The following is a 13,632-nucleotide window of genomic DNA, read 5'->3' on the forward strand; positions in this document are numbered from 1 at the left end:
TCTCTCTGGACACAGGAACAAGCTGCCGGTCGCCTGCTTCGGACCCACGGAACCGGCCGACCCAGGATGAGATCCGTCCGAAATACAGATAGATGACCGGCGTCGTGAAGAGCGTCAGCACCTGGCTGACCAGCAGTCCCCCGATGATGCAGATGCCCAGCGGTCTTCGCAATTCGGAACCGATGCCGGTGCCGAAGGCCAGCGGGACGGCGCCGAGCAGCGCGGCCATCGTGGTCATCATGATCGGACGGAAGCGGACCAGACAGGCTTCATGGATCGCTTCAGCCGGCGTTTTGCCGTGCTCGCGCTGCGCTTCCACCGCGAAGTCGACCATCATGATGCCGTTTTTCTTGACCAGGCCCACGAGCATGATGATGCCGACGAAGGCATAGAGGCTGAGCTCCACCTTGAAGAGATACAGCGTCAGCAGCGCACCAAAGCCGGCAGACGGCAGACCCGAGAGAATCGTCAGCGGGTGGGTGAAGCTCTCGTAGAGGATCCCGAGCACGATGTAGATGACGAGGATGGCTAGGACGAGGAGCCAGCCCAGGCCCCGGGTGGAGGCCTCGAAGGCCTGGGCCATCCCCTGGAAGCTCGTGCTGACGGTCGGGGGCAGGGTGGCCTTGGCCGCCCGGTCCACGCCCGCCACCGCCGGGCCCAGGGCCGCGCCCGGCTTCAGGTTGAAGGACAGGGTCACGGACGGAAGCTGGCCGAGGTGGTTCACGGTCAGCGGGCCCAGGCTGCGGGTCAGGCGGGCCACCGCCTCCAGGGGGACGAGGGCGCCGCCGGTGGAGCGGATGTAGAGCAGGGAGAGGTCGGTGGCAGCGCGCTGGTACTCGGGCTCCAGCTCCATGATCACGCGGTACTCGTTGTTGGGGGCGTAGATGGTGGAGATCCAGCGGTTTCCGAAGGCGGTGTAGAGCGCGTCCTCCACCTGCTGCGCGGTCACCCCCAGGGCCACCGCCCGGTCGCGGTCGATCTCCACGTTGACCTGAGGGTTCGTGATCTGGAGGTCGCTGGTCACGTCTTGAAGCCCCGGGACCTCGCGCAGCTTCGCCTCCAGCTCCGGAGCACGCCGGTAGAGCTCTTCGGTGTCGGGGCTCTGGAGGGTGAGCTGGTAGAGGCTCTTGCTGAGCTGTCCCCCGATCCTTATGGGCGGGGGGTTCTGGGGGAAGGCCCGGATCCCGGGGATGCTGTTGAGTTTCGGGCGGAGCTCCTGGATGACCTGGTCCGCGGAGAGCTTGCGCTCGGACAGGGGCTTCAGGCGGATGAAGATGCGCCCAGAGTTGCCGGTGGCGTTGGGCCCGCTGGCCCCTATGCTGGACATGAAGTTCGCCACGTTCGGGTCCTGCAACACGACCGCGGCCAGGGCCTGTTGGTGCCGGGCCATGGCTTCGAAGGAAATCCCCTGCGCGGCCTCCGTGAAGGCGAAGATCTGCCCGGTGTCGTCGCTGGGGAGGAAACCCTTGGGCATGACCGCGAAGAGGTAGACGGTCAAGACGAGGAGGCCGCCGGAGATGACCATGGTCGCGGGGCGATGGTGCAGGACCCGGTCGAGGCTCCATTTGTAGGCGGCCAAGGTCCTCTGGAAGACCCGCTCCGAGGCGGCGTCGAACCGGCTGCGGGTCCCGCCCCCGTGGGGCTTCAGGAAGCGGCTGCAGAGCATGGGGGTGAGGGTCAAGGACACGAACCCGGAGACGAGGATGGCCACGGATATGGTGACCGCGAACTCGTGCAGGAGGCGACCCACGAGGCCGCCCATGAAGAGCACGGGCAGGAAGACCGCGACCAGGGAGAGGGTCATGGAGAGGATGGTGAAGCCGATCTCCCGGGAGCCGGCCAGGGCGCCCGCCAGCGGCCCCTCCCCCATCTCTAGATGGCGGACGATGTTCTCCAGCATGACGATGGCGTCGTCCACCACGAAGCCCACGGACAGAGTCAGGGCCATAAGGGAGAGGTTGTCCAGGCTGTAGTCCAGGAGGTACATGACCGCGAACGTCCCCACGATCGACATGGGCAGGGCCAGGCTGGGGATGACGGTGGCGGAGAGGTTGCGCAGGAAGAGGAAGATGACCATGACCACCAGGCCCACGGTCAGGAGCAGCGTGAACTTCACGTCGTCCACGGAGTCCCGGATCGACTCCGAGCGATCGAACAGGATGTTGAGTTTCACGGACGCCGGCATCTGCGCCCGAAACGTGGGGATGAGGGCTTTGATCGAGTCCACCACCTCCACGGTGTTGGTGCCGGGCTGGCGCTGGATGGCGAGCACGATGGACCGAGTGCCGGTGTACCAGGAGGCGATCTTGTCGTTCTCGACGCTGTCGATCACCCGCCCCACCTCTTGCAGGCGCACGGGCGCGCCGTTGCGATAGGCCAGGATGAGCGGCCGGTAGGCGCTAGCGTCGGTGAGCTGCCCGTTGGCCTCCACCGTCAGGGCCTCGTGCTTGCCGTAGAGGACCCCCGTGGGCAGGTTCACGTTGCCGTTCTGCACCGCCGCCGAGGCCTCATCGATCCCGATCCCGCGGCTGGCCAGGGCGTCGGGATTGAGCTGGATGCGCACCGCGTACTTCTGGGATCCGAAGACCTGGACCTGGGCCACCCCGCTCACCATCGAGATCCGCTGGGCAATGAGCGTCTCCGCGTACTCGTCGACCTGGGACAGGGGCAGGGTGGGGGAAGCCAGGGCCAGGTAGAGGATGGGCTGGTCGGCGGGGTTCACTTTCGTGTAGGCGGGGGGCGTGGGCATGCCGGGGGGAAGCTGGGTGGCCGACTTGGCAATGGCGGCCTGGACGTCCTGGGCGGCGGCGTCGATGTTCCGGGAGAGGTTGAACTGCAGCGTGATCTGCGTGACCCCGAGGGCGTTCACCGAGCTCATGTTGTCGAGGCCGGCGATGGTGGAGAACTGCCGCTCCAGGGGGGTGGCCACGGCGGAGGCCATGGTCTCCGGATTCGCGCCCGGAAGGTTGGCGATCACGAGCAGGGTCGGGAAGTCCACGTTGGGCAGGTCGCTCATGGGCAGGAGGCGGTAGCCGGCGATGCCGAAGATGAGGATGGCGAGCATGACCAGGGTGGTGGCGATGGGCCGTCGAATGAAGAGCTCGGCGATGTTCATGACTTTGCCTCTCCCCCTTCCGGCCCGGGCGCGGGCTTCAGCTCGACCTTGGCTCCCGGCACCAGCCGCAGCTGGCCGTCCGTGACCACCTGCTCCCCCCCCTGCAGCCCCTTGGTCACCACCGTCTCCTCCTCCCCACTGCCCGCCTCCACCACCACCGTTCGGGCCTCGACCGTCAAGTCGGGCTTGATGAGGAAGACGAACGTCCCCGCCTGTCCGGTCTGCACGGCGGGGGAGGGGATCACGACCGCGCCTGCTCTCGTGCCCAGGGTCAGACGCGCGTTCACGAACTGCCCCGGCCAGAGGCGCTTTTCCGCGTTGGCGAACGTGGCCTTGAGCCTGATCGTTCCCGTGCCCCGGTCCACCGCGTTGTCGAGGAAGGAGAGCTCGCCCCGCAGGGGACGCGACTCCTCCCCCGTGACGAGCGCGTCCACGCCCAGCCGGTGGGAGACGAGGGCGGCCCGCACCTCGGGAAGCCGTTGCTCGGGAATGGTGAAGGACACGAAAATGGGATCGGTGCGGTTGATGATCACCAGCGGCCCGCCATCGATGCCCTTCACGAAATTCCCCTGATGCAGGAGCAGGCTTCCCGTGCGCCCTTCGATCGGGGAACGGATGGTGCAGAACTCGAGGTCCAAGCGGGCCCTCTCCAGGGCGGCCCGGTCCGCCCGGACGGTGGCCTCCAGGGCGTCCGCGGAGGAACGAAGCTGGTCGTAGCTCTCTTTGGACAGGATCTGCTGCGTGAACAGGGACTCCCCGCGCTGGGCTTCGGCCTGGCCGTTCCGCAGGCTGGCCTCATCCTTGGCCAGGGTCCCTTCCGCCTGCTGGAGGACGGCCTCGTACGGTCGGGGGTCGATCGTGAAGAGGAGATCGCCCGCGGCCACGTAGCTGCCCTCCGCGAAGTGCACGATGGTGATCACCCCCCCCACTTGGGGTTTCACCGCCACCGTGGTCAGGGGCTCCACCACCCCGATGGCCCTGAGCTGCACCTGCACGTCCTTGTGCAGGGCCGCCGCCGCCACCACCGGCACCCCCGCCGAGCGGGGAGGCTCCCTCTTCGTGCCGCAGGCCAGGGGCCCCAAGGCGAGGGTGCAAGCAACGAGCGCGAAGCGACCCCGCGCGCTCAGCGGCCTCTCCCCGCGGAGACGGCCCGGAGCCGGGCTCCCCCCCTTTCGAAGCGGTCCATGTTCTGGAGGATCTTGCGCAGGCCGTTGCGAAGCGCGGCCTGCTCCGCGAGGCTGATGCCTCCGACGATCGCGGCCCGCACCTCCAGGGCCAGGGGATGGACGCGCTCGGCCAGGGCGCGGCCGGCGGCGGTGAGGCGCAAACGGCGGCGGCGCCGGTCCCGGGGATCCCCTTCCTCTCGCACCAACCTCTTCCCGATGAGCGTGGTCACGATGCGGGAGGTGGTGGGCTGGTCCGTGCGCAGGCGCTCCGAAAGCTCGCGCAGCGAAAGTCCCTCACGCTCCACGATGGCTACCAGGAGCCAGAACTGCTGCGCGCTCAACCCGTGCGGACGCACGCGGCGCCCCACCGCCTGCTTGATCCGCCGTCGCGTCACCGCCACCAGGAGACCGATCTTTTCTTGTTCTGGCAATACTTGCATTGACAAGGATGTTAGCCAGAAGCCAGGGGGCGGTCAATCCGTCTTCGGGGGGGTGCCCCCCGGGGGGCCTTAGGATTTGCCCAGTCGGTAGACCACACCCGCGGAGAGTCGCGTCCCCGTCACGCTCGTGCCTTGCGCACGGCTCCACTGATAGTCGCCCTGGAGGCGGATGGCCCACTTCCCGCCCACGCCGATGTCCACTCCCCCTCCGAACTGCAGGCCGAATCGGTTGTCGTTCTCGGAAATGGAGACGTCGAAGACCTGAATATTGACGCTCTCGCGGTGGAGGCCGGCCAGGGCATGGACGAAGACCACGACCGGGCCGCCCCGGAGGAAGGCGAGGCCGGGCCCGGCCATGAGGTTGAGCTGGCGGCGGCCCGCACTCCCGTAGTGGCCGCTCGCGTCCGCCACCAGGGACAGCGACCCCGCGACGTCGACGGCCAGCGATGCGTTCCATCCGTTCAGGTTCTGCTGATCGCTGCGCACGAACGAGTAGCCGGCGAAGAGCTCGGCCCGGGGAGCGTCCTGGCCCCGGACGGGAAGCGCCGAGCACAAGAGAGCCGCCACCGCCAGCCAGGGCTTTCGCATGCCGTTCCTTTCTTCTAAGCGGGAGCTAGCCGACGATACCGGGTCCGGGGCCCGGCGTGTACCCGGGGAAGAGCGAGTCCGTGATCCCGAACTGGGCGCGCGCCATCTCCTGGAAGGCGTCGCGGAAGTCGGTGGTCACGGCCAGGTCCCGCTCCTGGTAGAGCTGGCTGCTGCTGAGGCCCGGCCAGCGACCGTAGACTTTCCCCCCCCGCACCCGGCCCCCCATGACCATCATGCAGTGGGCGGAGCCGTGGTCGGTGCCGGCGGAGCCGTTCACGTGGGCGGTGCGGCCGAACTCGGTCGCGACCAGAAGCACCACGTCGTCGAGCAGGCCCCCGAGGTCGGTGGCGAAGGCGGTCAGGGCGGGGCCCAAGCTGCGGTAGTCGCGGGTGTTGCCCTCCAGCTGGTTGGCGTGGGTATCGAAAGAGCCGGTCACGTTGACGAAGATGCAGCGCGTCCCGAGACCGGCTTTGATGATCTGGGCCGCCTGACGGAGGGAGCTTCCCACGACCGCGTTGGGGTAGAGGGCGCCGTTTGCGGGCGGAGCGAGGACGGCCGGGGACTGGGTGAGGATGCTGATGGCGGAAAAGGTGTCGCGTCCCACCTGGCCGATGGCGTCCGCGCGAGAGCCGTACATCGACTGTAGCAGGGTCGATGCCTCGGGCTTCCAGCCCCGGGCTCGCAGGTCGAAGGTGGCCAAGTCCTGGGCCACGAGCACCGGTTGCGGCCCCAGGAAGGAGCGGGTGAGCTGGGTGGAGAAAGAGACGGCCTGGGCAACGTTGTGGCCGGGCACGAGGGCGATCGTGCGGTCCAGCCAGCCGGTGGAGGTGCCCCGGATTCCTGGGGTACCCGTTTCCATGAAGTCCTGGGCATCGAAGTGGGAGCGGCTGAGGTCGTAGTTTCCGACCGCGTGGAGCAAGGCCAGGCGACCGTCGTCGAAGAGGGACTTCAAGGGAGTCAGGTCGGGATGCAGGCCGAAGAAGCCGTCCAGGTTGGCCACCCCTCCCGACTGGTTGGGCCTGGGCAGGGCGATCTGGCCGTGCAGACCGTAGTAATCGGGGTCGCCGTAGGGGACGCAGAGGTTCAGGCCGTCGGCCCCGCCCCGCAGGAAGACCATCACGAGCACCTTGTTGCCGGCGGAGGCGGCCTCGGCCGTGCGCACCAGCAGCGACGAAGGGTGAAAGCCAATCCCCAGAGCGGCCAGCCCGGCGCCCCTCAGGAAGACCCGGCGTGAGATGTCCCAGGGCATGGCTCTACCTCGCCTGCATTTCGGGGCTGGCCAGGCACAGGCCCAGAACCCGCGCGGCCACGCTCACCGTCCCCCCCGGAGCGACCCTCGATGCCGCGTTCAGGGTGTCGGGAGAGAGGCTCCGGCCGAAGAGGTCGGCGGAGATGGAGTTGGCCGCCGACCGAGGATCCTCGGGACTGCCCGCCGTGCTGCGCACCACCGCGCGCGCGTCCACCGCTACCCCGGGCACGGCGCCCGCGGCCAGGTCGAGGGCGAAGTTCATGCGGGCGAGCTGGGAGGAGGGGTTGATCCAGTCCACCCCGCGGTTGGTGTACCCGGTGGGGGGCACGGCGCCGTAGAGGGGCATGCCCATGTTGGTGAGGACGCCTCCCACGCCGCGGCCGTGGCTGACCTGGGCGTCCGCGGCCCGCAGCGCGCTGGCCACGAACTCCAGGGGGGTCTTGGGTTTTCCGGGGCCGAAGGCCTCCCCCCAGAACTCGGCGCTGCTCACGATGGTCTTGACCGTGGCCGCGAGGTCCCCGCTGGTATGCAGGAAGGTGTCGGCGCAGCGGGCCACCAGGGCCACCGGCGGGTCGTCGGCCACCAAGCGTTGCACGAGGCGCGAGGAGACGTGGTGGGCGGTCGCGGGGTGGGTGGAGAGATAGTCGAGCAGCTTTTCCCCGTCGTCGCGGCCGCCGCCCGCGGGCAGGTTGAGGCCGAAGACGCTCTTGGCCGCGGTGTCGTGGGCCTGGCCCCGATAGACAAAGCTCCCGCTGGTTCTAAGACTGTCGATCCCCCAGCCCGTGAAGCAGCGGGCGGAGTTGATCACGTCCTGCTGCGTGTAGCCGGCGTCGACCCCCACCGTGTGCAATTCCAGCAGCTCGCGTCCGTAGTTCTCGTTGAGACCGGTCAGCCTTCCCCCCACCACCCGCGGGGCCGTGCTCAAGTAGTTATCCAGGAAGAAGAGCATGGCGGGGTGCTGGGCCGTGGCCCCCAGGAGATCTCGGAAGCGGCCGAGCACATGGGGCCGGATGGCGTCGCGCTCGTAGGCGGGCGAGCTCTGGCGGGTGAAGTCGTCGGCGATGTAGACGTTGAAGTGGTTGAACCAGAAGTCGACCAGCACCTCCTGGAGCTGGTTCTGGGCGTGGACCATCCGGATCGCCTTGGCGCTCGCGAACTCGTCCAGGATCACGCCCGTGGTGCGCTGGTCGGCGTTGTAGAGGGCCAGGACCTGCGAGATGGGATAGTTGAGGGTGGGAAGGTGGCTGAGCCGCGTATCCAGCTCGGGGTCGGCCGCCGGCGCCAGCTGCTCCTCGACGTAGGCCTGGAGGCCCCGGTCGAGGATCCGTTGCGCCTCCCCCGGGCGTGGTCCGAAAGCCAGCCGGTTCAACAGGAAGATGGCTGCCCGCGGGCCCAGGTCGTCCAGGGATACGCTCATGGCCACCTCTTCCGGTCTTAGACCACCCCTACCGGAGGGAGTTTAACGAACTTAACAAAAAGGATGGGGTGACGGTCCTCACCGCTCCAGCCCACCCCGCCCCTTGGCCTTGTCCAATCCGGAAAGCTCTGGTATCCTTATGGTTTGCGGTCATCCATCGTGACCGCTGATCAAGGGACCTTTCCCGGCCGTCCCGGGGGGGCGCCGGAGGGGAGCACCGATGAAGCCTGGAATCCATCCGGAGTACAAAGTCACGAGTGTCCACTGCGCGTGCGGAGCGACCTGGGTCACCCGGTCCACCAAGAAGGAAGAATTGCGCCTGGAGATCTGCTCGAGCTGCCATCCATTCTTCACCGGCAAGCAGAAGCTGATCGACTCCGCCGGCCGGGTGGAGCGTTTCACCCGCAAGTACAGGAAGAAGGACGCGCCCGCCCCCGCGTAAAAGGGGACTTGGGGCCGAGAGCGGCGGACTCCGCCGCGGAGCGACCCTGGGGAGACGGAGGTTCTTAAACCGTCCTCCCCGGCAGGGCTAACATGGACGCGATCACGTTTCAGAAGCTGAAGGACATAGAGGCTCGTTTCGGGACCGTCGAGGCCCAGATGTCCGACCCCGTCCTGGTCCGCGACCCCGGCGCCTATCAGAAGCTGGCCCGGGAATCGAAGGAGATCGCTCCCGTGGTGGAGCGGTATCGGGCCTACAAGGGGACCCTGGCCGAGCTCACCAAGGTCCAGGAGATGGCGCGGGCGGAGAACGATCCGGAGCTGAGGGAGCTGGCCCTGGAGGAGGTCCGCACCTTGGAGGCCCGGCGGGACCGCTTGGACGCCGAGATCCCGCAGCTGCTCATTCCCAAGGACCCCAACGACGAGAAGAACGTCCTCCTGGAGATCCGGGCCGGCACGGGGGGCGATGAAGCCGCCCTCTTCGCGGCCGAGGTCTTCCGCATGTACTCCCGCTTCGCGGAGCGGCAGCGCTGGAAGATCGACGTGGTCTCCGCGAACCGCACCGGCCAGGGCGGGATCAAGGAAGTCGTGGCCATGATCGAGGGCCAGCGGGTCTACTCCAAGCTACGCTTCGAGAGCGGGGCGCACCGCGTGCAGCGGGTGCCCGTGACGGAGGCCTCCGGCCGCATCCACACCTCGGCCATCACGGTCGCCGTACTCCCCGAGGCGGAGGAGGTGGACGTCCGGATCGACCCCAAGGACCTGCGCGTCGACACCTTTTGCTCCTCTGGCCCCGGGGGCCAGAGCGTGAACACCACCTACTCCGCCGTGCGGGTCACCCACCTCCCCACCGGCACCGTAGTCTCCTGCCAGGACGAGAAGAGCCAGATCAAGAACCGCGAGAAGGCCATGAAGGTTCTGCGGGCGCGGCTCTACGAGGTGGCGCTGGCGGAGCAGCAGAAGGAGATCGCGAGCGAGCGCCGCAGCCAGGTGGGTTCGGGGGACCGCAGCGAGAAGATCCGGACCTACAACTTCCAGCAGTCCCGGGTCACCGACCACCGCATCGGGCTCACCCTCCACCGCCTGCAGGAGATCCTGGACGGCGACCTGGACGAGATCGTGAATTCCCTGATCGCCCACCACCAGGCCGAGAAGCTCAAGGAGCCGGAGCCCAGCCCCACGCGCTGAGGAGCCCGTGAACGTCGCCCAGGCGCTGGAGCGAGCGGCCTCCCACTTGAAGGACGCGGGGATCGAGTCCGCCCGTCCGGATGCGGAGCTGCTGCTGCGCCATGTCCTGGGCTGGGACCGAGCAACCCTCTACGCCGAGGCGGGGGCCCTCGTTCCACCCTCTGAGGAGGGCGCGTTCTTCTCCCTCGTCCAGAAGAGGGCAGAGCGCCGGCCCCTCCAGCACCTGACGGGCCGGCAAGCCTTCTGGGGCCGGGAGTTCCTGGTGGGGCCGGACGTCCTCATCCCGCGCCCGGAGACGGAGATCCTCGTGGAAGCAGCCCTGGGCTGGCTGCGGGGGGTCGGAAATCCCCTCGTCGTCGACGTGGGGACGGGCAGCGGGTGCATCGCCCTATCCCTGGCCGCAGAACGGCCGGACGCGGAGGTCCACGCCACGGACATCTCCGGGCCCGCGCTGGCCGTGGCCCGGGAGAACGCCCGCCGCCTGGGCCTCGCCGAGCGGGTCCGCTTCCACGAGGGCGACCTTCTGCAGCCCGTCCCCCAACTCGAGGGCCGCCTCCACCTGGTGGCGAGCAACCCCCCCTACGTGGATCCCCTCGAGGCCCCCCGCCTCGCTCCCGAGGTGCGGGACCATGAGCCGGCCGTGGCCCTCTTCCCCGGCGCGGACGCTTACGCCCTCTACCGCCGCTTGGCCCCCGCGTCCGCCCGCATGTTGCGGCGGGGGGGCAGCCTGCTCCTCGAGATCGGTCAGGGCATGGAGTCGGAGGTGGTCCGGCTCTTGGCGGAGGCGGGGCTCCGCGTCGCCAGGGTGATCCCCGACCTTGCGGGGATCCCGCGCACGATCGTGGCCGAGCGCGCATAGGCCCCGTTCGCCCCCTCGCCCCTCCTGACTTAGACTGGACGAGCGTGGACAAGATCCGGGTCGTAGGGGGCCGGCCCCTGGAAGGAACGGTCCGCATCTCGGGGGCGAAAAACGCCGCCCTCCCCGATCTCTGCGCCGCCCTCCTCACCGACCACCCGATCCGGTTGCACAACGTTCCCGAGGTACGGGACATCCGCACCATGGGCCTGGTCCTGGGCGCCCTGGGAGCCGAAGTCGAGTTCCGGGTGGGAGGGGTGGTCGAGGTGCGGGCGGCCCGGCTCCAGTCCCTGGAGGCCCCTTACGACCTGGTAAAGACCATGAGGGCCTCGGTGCTCGTGCTCGGCCCCCTGCTCGCCCGCGAGGGGCGGGCCCGGGTCTCCCTGCCCGGCGGCTGCGCCATCGGAGCCCGGCCCATCAACCTCCACCTGCAGGCCCTGGAGAAGATGGGGGCCGCCATCACCGTGGAGCACGGGTACGTGGAGGCGCGCGCGGAGCGTCTGCGGGGGGCCGAGATCTACTTCGACACCGTCACCGTGACGGGGACGGAGAACGTCCTCATGGCGGCCTCGCGGGCCGAGGGCGAGACCATCATTCGCAACGCGGCCTGCGAACCGGAAATAGCGGACCTGGCCGACCTCCTGATCCGTATGGGCGCGCGCATCCAGGGGGCGGGCGGGTCCACGATCCGCGTGGAGGGCGTCGACGCCTTGCGCGGGGCCGAGCATGCCGTCATCCCGGACCGGATCGAGACCGGCACCTTCGTGGCCGCCTGTGCCATCGCGGGGGGTGACATCGAGGTGCGGGCCTGCTATCCCCCCCACCTCAAGGCCGTGCTTGAGAAGCTGCGGGAGACGGGGGTCCGCATCGAGGAGGGACCAGACAATCTGCGGGTGCGGACCCCCCGCCAGCTGCGAGCGGCCAACCTCACCACCCTTCCCCACCCCGGCTTCCCCACCGACATGCAGGCCCAGTGCATGGTCCTCCTCACCCAGGCCAAGGGTGTGAGCACGATCATGGAGTCGATCTTCGAGAACCGGTACATGCACGTGGCGGAGCTGCAGCGCATGGGTGCCAACGTCCGGGTGGAGGGCCGCACCGCGCTCGTGACCGGCCCCACCCCGCTCTCGGGGGCCCAGATCATGGCCACCGACCTGCGGGCTTCGGCCTCCCTGGTCCTGGCCGGACTGGCCGCGAGCGGCGAGACCATCGTGGACCGCGTCTACCACCTTGACCGGGGCTATCACCGCATCGACGAGAAGCTCCGGGGGCTGGGGGCGGACATTGAGAGAATCAGCTAGACCGACGAGGCTGCAGGAGCGGCTCCTCGACTGGTACCGCCGCCACCGCCGCGACCTGCCCTGGAGACGGACCCGCGATCCCTACCTGATCTGGCTCTCCGAGGTCATGCTCCAGCAGACCACGGTCAAGACCGCGACGCCCTATTTCGAGACCTTCCGTCTGCGGTTCCCGAGCCTGGAGGCGCTGGCCGCGGCCGGAGAGGAGGAGGTGCTGGCGGCGTGGTCGGGCCTCGGCTACTACCACCGGGCGCGGAACCTCCAGCGGGGCGCTCGCCACCTTTTGAGCCACGGGCAGGGCCACTTCCCCCGGACGCTGGAAGCGGCCTTGGCCGTGCCCGGGGTGGGGCTCTACACGGCGAGCGCGGTGCTCTCGATTGCCTACGGCGTGCCCCTGCCGGTGGTGGACGGCAACGTCCGCCGGGTTCTGGCCCGCTACTTCGCGCGGCGGGGCCCAGAGGGGCGGAGCGACGCCACCTACTACAACCTGGCGGAGGAGCTGCTCAGGCGCGATTCTCCCGGCGAGTGGAACCAGGCCCTGATGGAGCTGGGCGCCACCGTCTGCACGCCCAAGAAGCCGGCGTGCCCGGTTTGTCCCTTGCGTGTCTCCTGCCGCGCCTGGGCCCAGGGGGTCGCGGAGGAGCTCCCCGAGGGGCGCGCCCGGCGCTCCCCGGTGGCGGTGACGGTGGCGGCGGCGCTCATCGAGCGGGACGGGCGGGTCCTGCTCGTGCGCCGGCCCGAAGGGAGGCTGATGGGAGGGATGTGGGAGGTGCCCCAGACCTCGCTGGAGTCGGGGGGCCGGGCCGACCTCGCCCGTGAGCTCAAGGAGCGGCATGGCCTGGACGTGGTCCCGGGGGCCCTGGCGGTACGGGCCCGCCACGCCATCACCTTCCGCCGCATCCGGGTGGAGGGGTACCGGGCGCGTCTGCGCTGCCCGCCCCCCCGGGACGGAGAGCGTTTCCGCTGGGCCACCGCTCGGGAGGCGGCGGCCCTCCCCGTCTCCTCTCTGACCAAGAAGCTGCTGCGGGGTCTGGGCTCGCCGCAGCTCCCCCTGGAGCTTTGAATCATGCGCCTTCTCAAGCAGATCGCCCTTTTGGCCGCGGTAGGCGGCGCTCTCTGGGTGGCGTTCGCCTTCCCCCGGCTCTGGGACGTGGAGACCGACCGCACGCCGGAGTACCCGGATCTCAAGGCCCAGATTTACATGGCCAGCGAGGAGAAAGTGGCCAAGGGGGTCAAGGACGCGATTGCGCGCCTACCCCGCTGGACCCTGGTCGGGAGCGGCCAGGGCCCAGGGGGCCATTCCCTCCAGGCCGTGCACGAGAGCCGGTTTTTCCATTTCAAGGATGACGTGACGATTCGCGTGAAGCGGGAGGGCGGGAGCACCCGGGTCAGCGTGCGATCGCGATCTCAGATGGGGGTCTGGGACTTCGGTCAGAACGCCCGTAACATACAGGAGCTGCTGGCCGAGCTGAACCGGGAGGTGCTCTAACCCCGCCCCCGGGTGTAGACTGATCCCACATGGCCTGCCTCTTCTGTGGGATAGTGGAAGGGAAGATCCCTTCCCAGAGCGTCTATCAGGACGAGGCCCTCTACGGTTTCCACGACATCAACCCCCAAGCCCCGACCCACGTGCTCCTGATCCCGAAGAGGCACATCACCAGCCTCCTCGAGCTTGGTCCAGGGGACGACACGCTCGTGGGCTCCCTCATCCGGACTGCTCGGGACCTGGCGCGCGAGATGGGTCTCGCGGATCGGGGCTTCCGGCTGGTTTTCAACGCCGGCGCCGACGCCGGGTACAGCGTCTATCACGTTCACCTGCACCTCCTGGGCGGTCGCACGTTCCGCTGGCCGCCGGGGTGAGGGGCATTCGCTTC

Annotated in this window: 13 protein-coding genes; 7 read left to right on the forward strand and 6 right to left on the reverse strand. The window is 68.8% G+C overall.

What is annotated here, in order from left to right:
- The 6 genes from VN461_04510 to VN461_04535 all read right to left on the reverse strand — a co-directional run.
- A partial coding sequence (locus tag VN461_04510; protein ID HXB54021.1) for an efflux RND transporter permease subunit occupies positions 1–3,115 on the reverse strand: 3,115 nt, incomplete at its 3' end.
- Positions 3,112–4,146 carry an efflux RND transporter periplasmic adaptor subunit gene (locus tag VN461_04515; GenBank protein ID HXB54022.1) on the reverse strand — a complete coding sequence of 345 codons (1,035 nt, stop codon included), beginning with the start codon at positions 4,144–4,146 and terminating at the stop codon, positions 3,112–3,114. The genes VN461_04515 and VN461_04510, both read right to left, overlap by 4 nt.
- Positions 4,147–4,238: 92 nt before the next feature.
- On the reverse strand, positions 4,239–4,712 hold the full coding sequence (locus VN461_04520; protein ID HXB54023.1) for a MarR family transcriptional regulator: 474 nt from the start codon (positions 4,710–4,712) through the stop codon (positions 4,239–4,241).
- 78 nt (positions 4,713–4,790) lie between these two features.
- On the reverse strand, positions 4,791–5,309 hold the full coding sequence (locus VN461_04525) for an outer membrane beta-barrel protein (protein ID HXB54024.1): 519 nt from the start codon (positions 5,307–5,309) through the stop codon (positions 4,791–4,793).
- Positions 5,310–5,334: 25 nt separating this feature from the next.
- A complete protein-coding gene (locus tag VN461_04530; protein ID HXB54025.1) occupies positions 5,335–6,558 on the reverse strand; it encodes a DUF1501 domain-containing protein in 1,224 nt (407 codons plus the stop codon).
- 4 nt (positions 6,559–6,562) lie between these two features.
- Positions 6,563–7,975 (reverse strand): DUF1800 domain-containing protein, encoded by a 1,413-nt coding sequence (locus VN461_04535; GenBank protein ID HXB54026.1) that lies wholly within the window; start codon positions 7,973–7,975, stop codon positions 6,563–6,565.
- A 220-nt stretch (positions 7,976–8,195) separates the two neighbouring features.
- Between VN461_04535 and rpmE the strand changes: the two genes are divergently transcribed.
- From rpmE to VN461_04570, 7 genes are all read left to right on the forward strand, one after another.
- Positions 8,196–8,417, forward strand: a complete 222-nt coding sequence (gene rpmE, locus VN461_04540; GenBank protein ID HXB54027.1) for a 50S ribosomal protein L31 — start codon at positions 8,196–8,198, stop codon at positions 8,415–8,417.
- Positions 8,418–8,509: 92 nt separating this feature from the next.
- Positions 8,510–9,604 carry a peptide chain release factor 1 gene (gene prfA, locus VN461_04545; GenBank protein ID HXB54028.1) on the forward strand — a complete coding sequence of 365 codons (1,095 nt, stop codon included), beginning with the start codon at positions 8,510–8,512 and terminating at the stop codon, positions 9,602–9,604.
- A 7-nt stretch (positions 9,605–9,611) separates the two neighbouring features.
- Positions 9,612–10,463 (forward strand): peptide chain release factor N(5)-glutamine methyltransferase, encoded by an 852-nt coding sequence (gene prmC, locus VN461_04550; protein HXB54029.1) that lies wholly within the window; start codon positions 9,612–9,614, stop codon positions 10,461–10,463.
- 44 nt (positions 10,464–10,507) lie between these two features.
- Positions 10,508–11,761 (forward strand): UDP-N-acetylglucosamine 1-carboxyvinyltransferase, encoded by a 1,254-nt coding sequence (gene murA, locus VN461_04555; protein HXB54030.1) that lies wholly within the window; start codon positions 10,508–10,510, stop codon positions 11,759–11,761.
- Positions 11,745–12,821: an A/G-specific adenine glycosylase gene (gene mutY, locus VN461_04560; GenBank protein ID HXB54031.1), complete on the forward strand. Its 1,077-nt coding sequence runs from the start codon at positions 11,745–11,747 to the stop codon at positions 12,819–12,821. The genes murA and mutY overlap by 17 nt, the downstream gene beginning before the upstream one ends.
- Before the next feature lie 3 nt (positions 12,822–12,824).
- On the forward strand, positions 12,825–13,247 hold the full coding sequence (locus VN461_04565) for a DUF1499 domain-containing protein (GenBank protein ID HXB54032.1): 423 nt from the start codon (positions 12,825–12,827) through the stop codon (positions 13,245–13,247).
- 29 nt (positions 13,248–13,276) lie between these two features.
- A complete protein-coding gene (locus VN461_04570) occupies positions 13,277–13,618 on the forward strand; it encodes a histidine triad nucleotide-binding protein (protein HXB54033.1) in 342 nt (113 codons plus the stop codon).
- The last annotated feature ends 14 nt before the right edge of the window (positions 13,619–13,632 follow it).

It is taken from the genome of Vicinamibacteria bacterium, assembly GCA_035570235.1.
Taxonomy (GTDB): Bacteria; Acidobacteriota; Vicinamibacteria; order Fen-336; family Fen-336; genus DATMML01.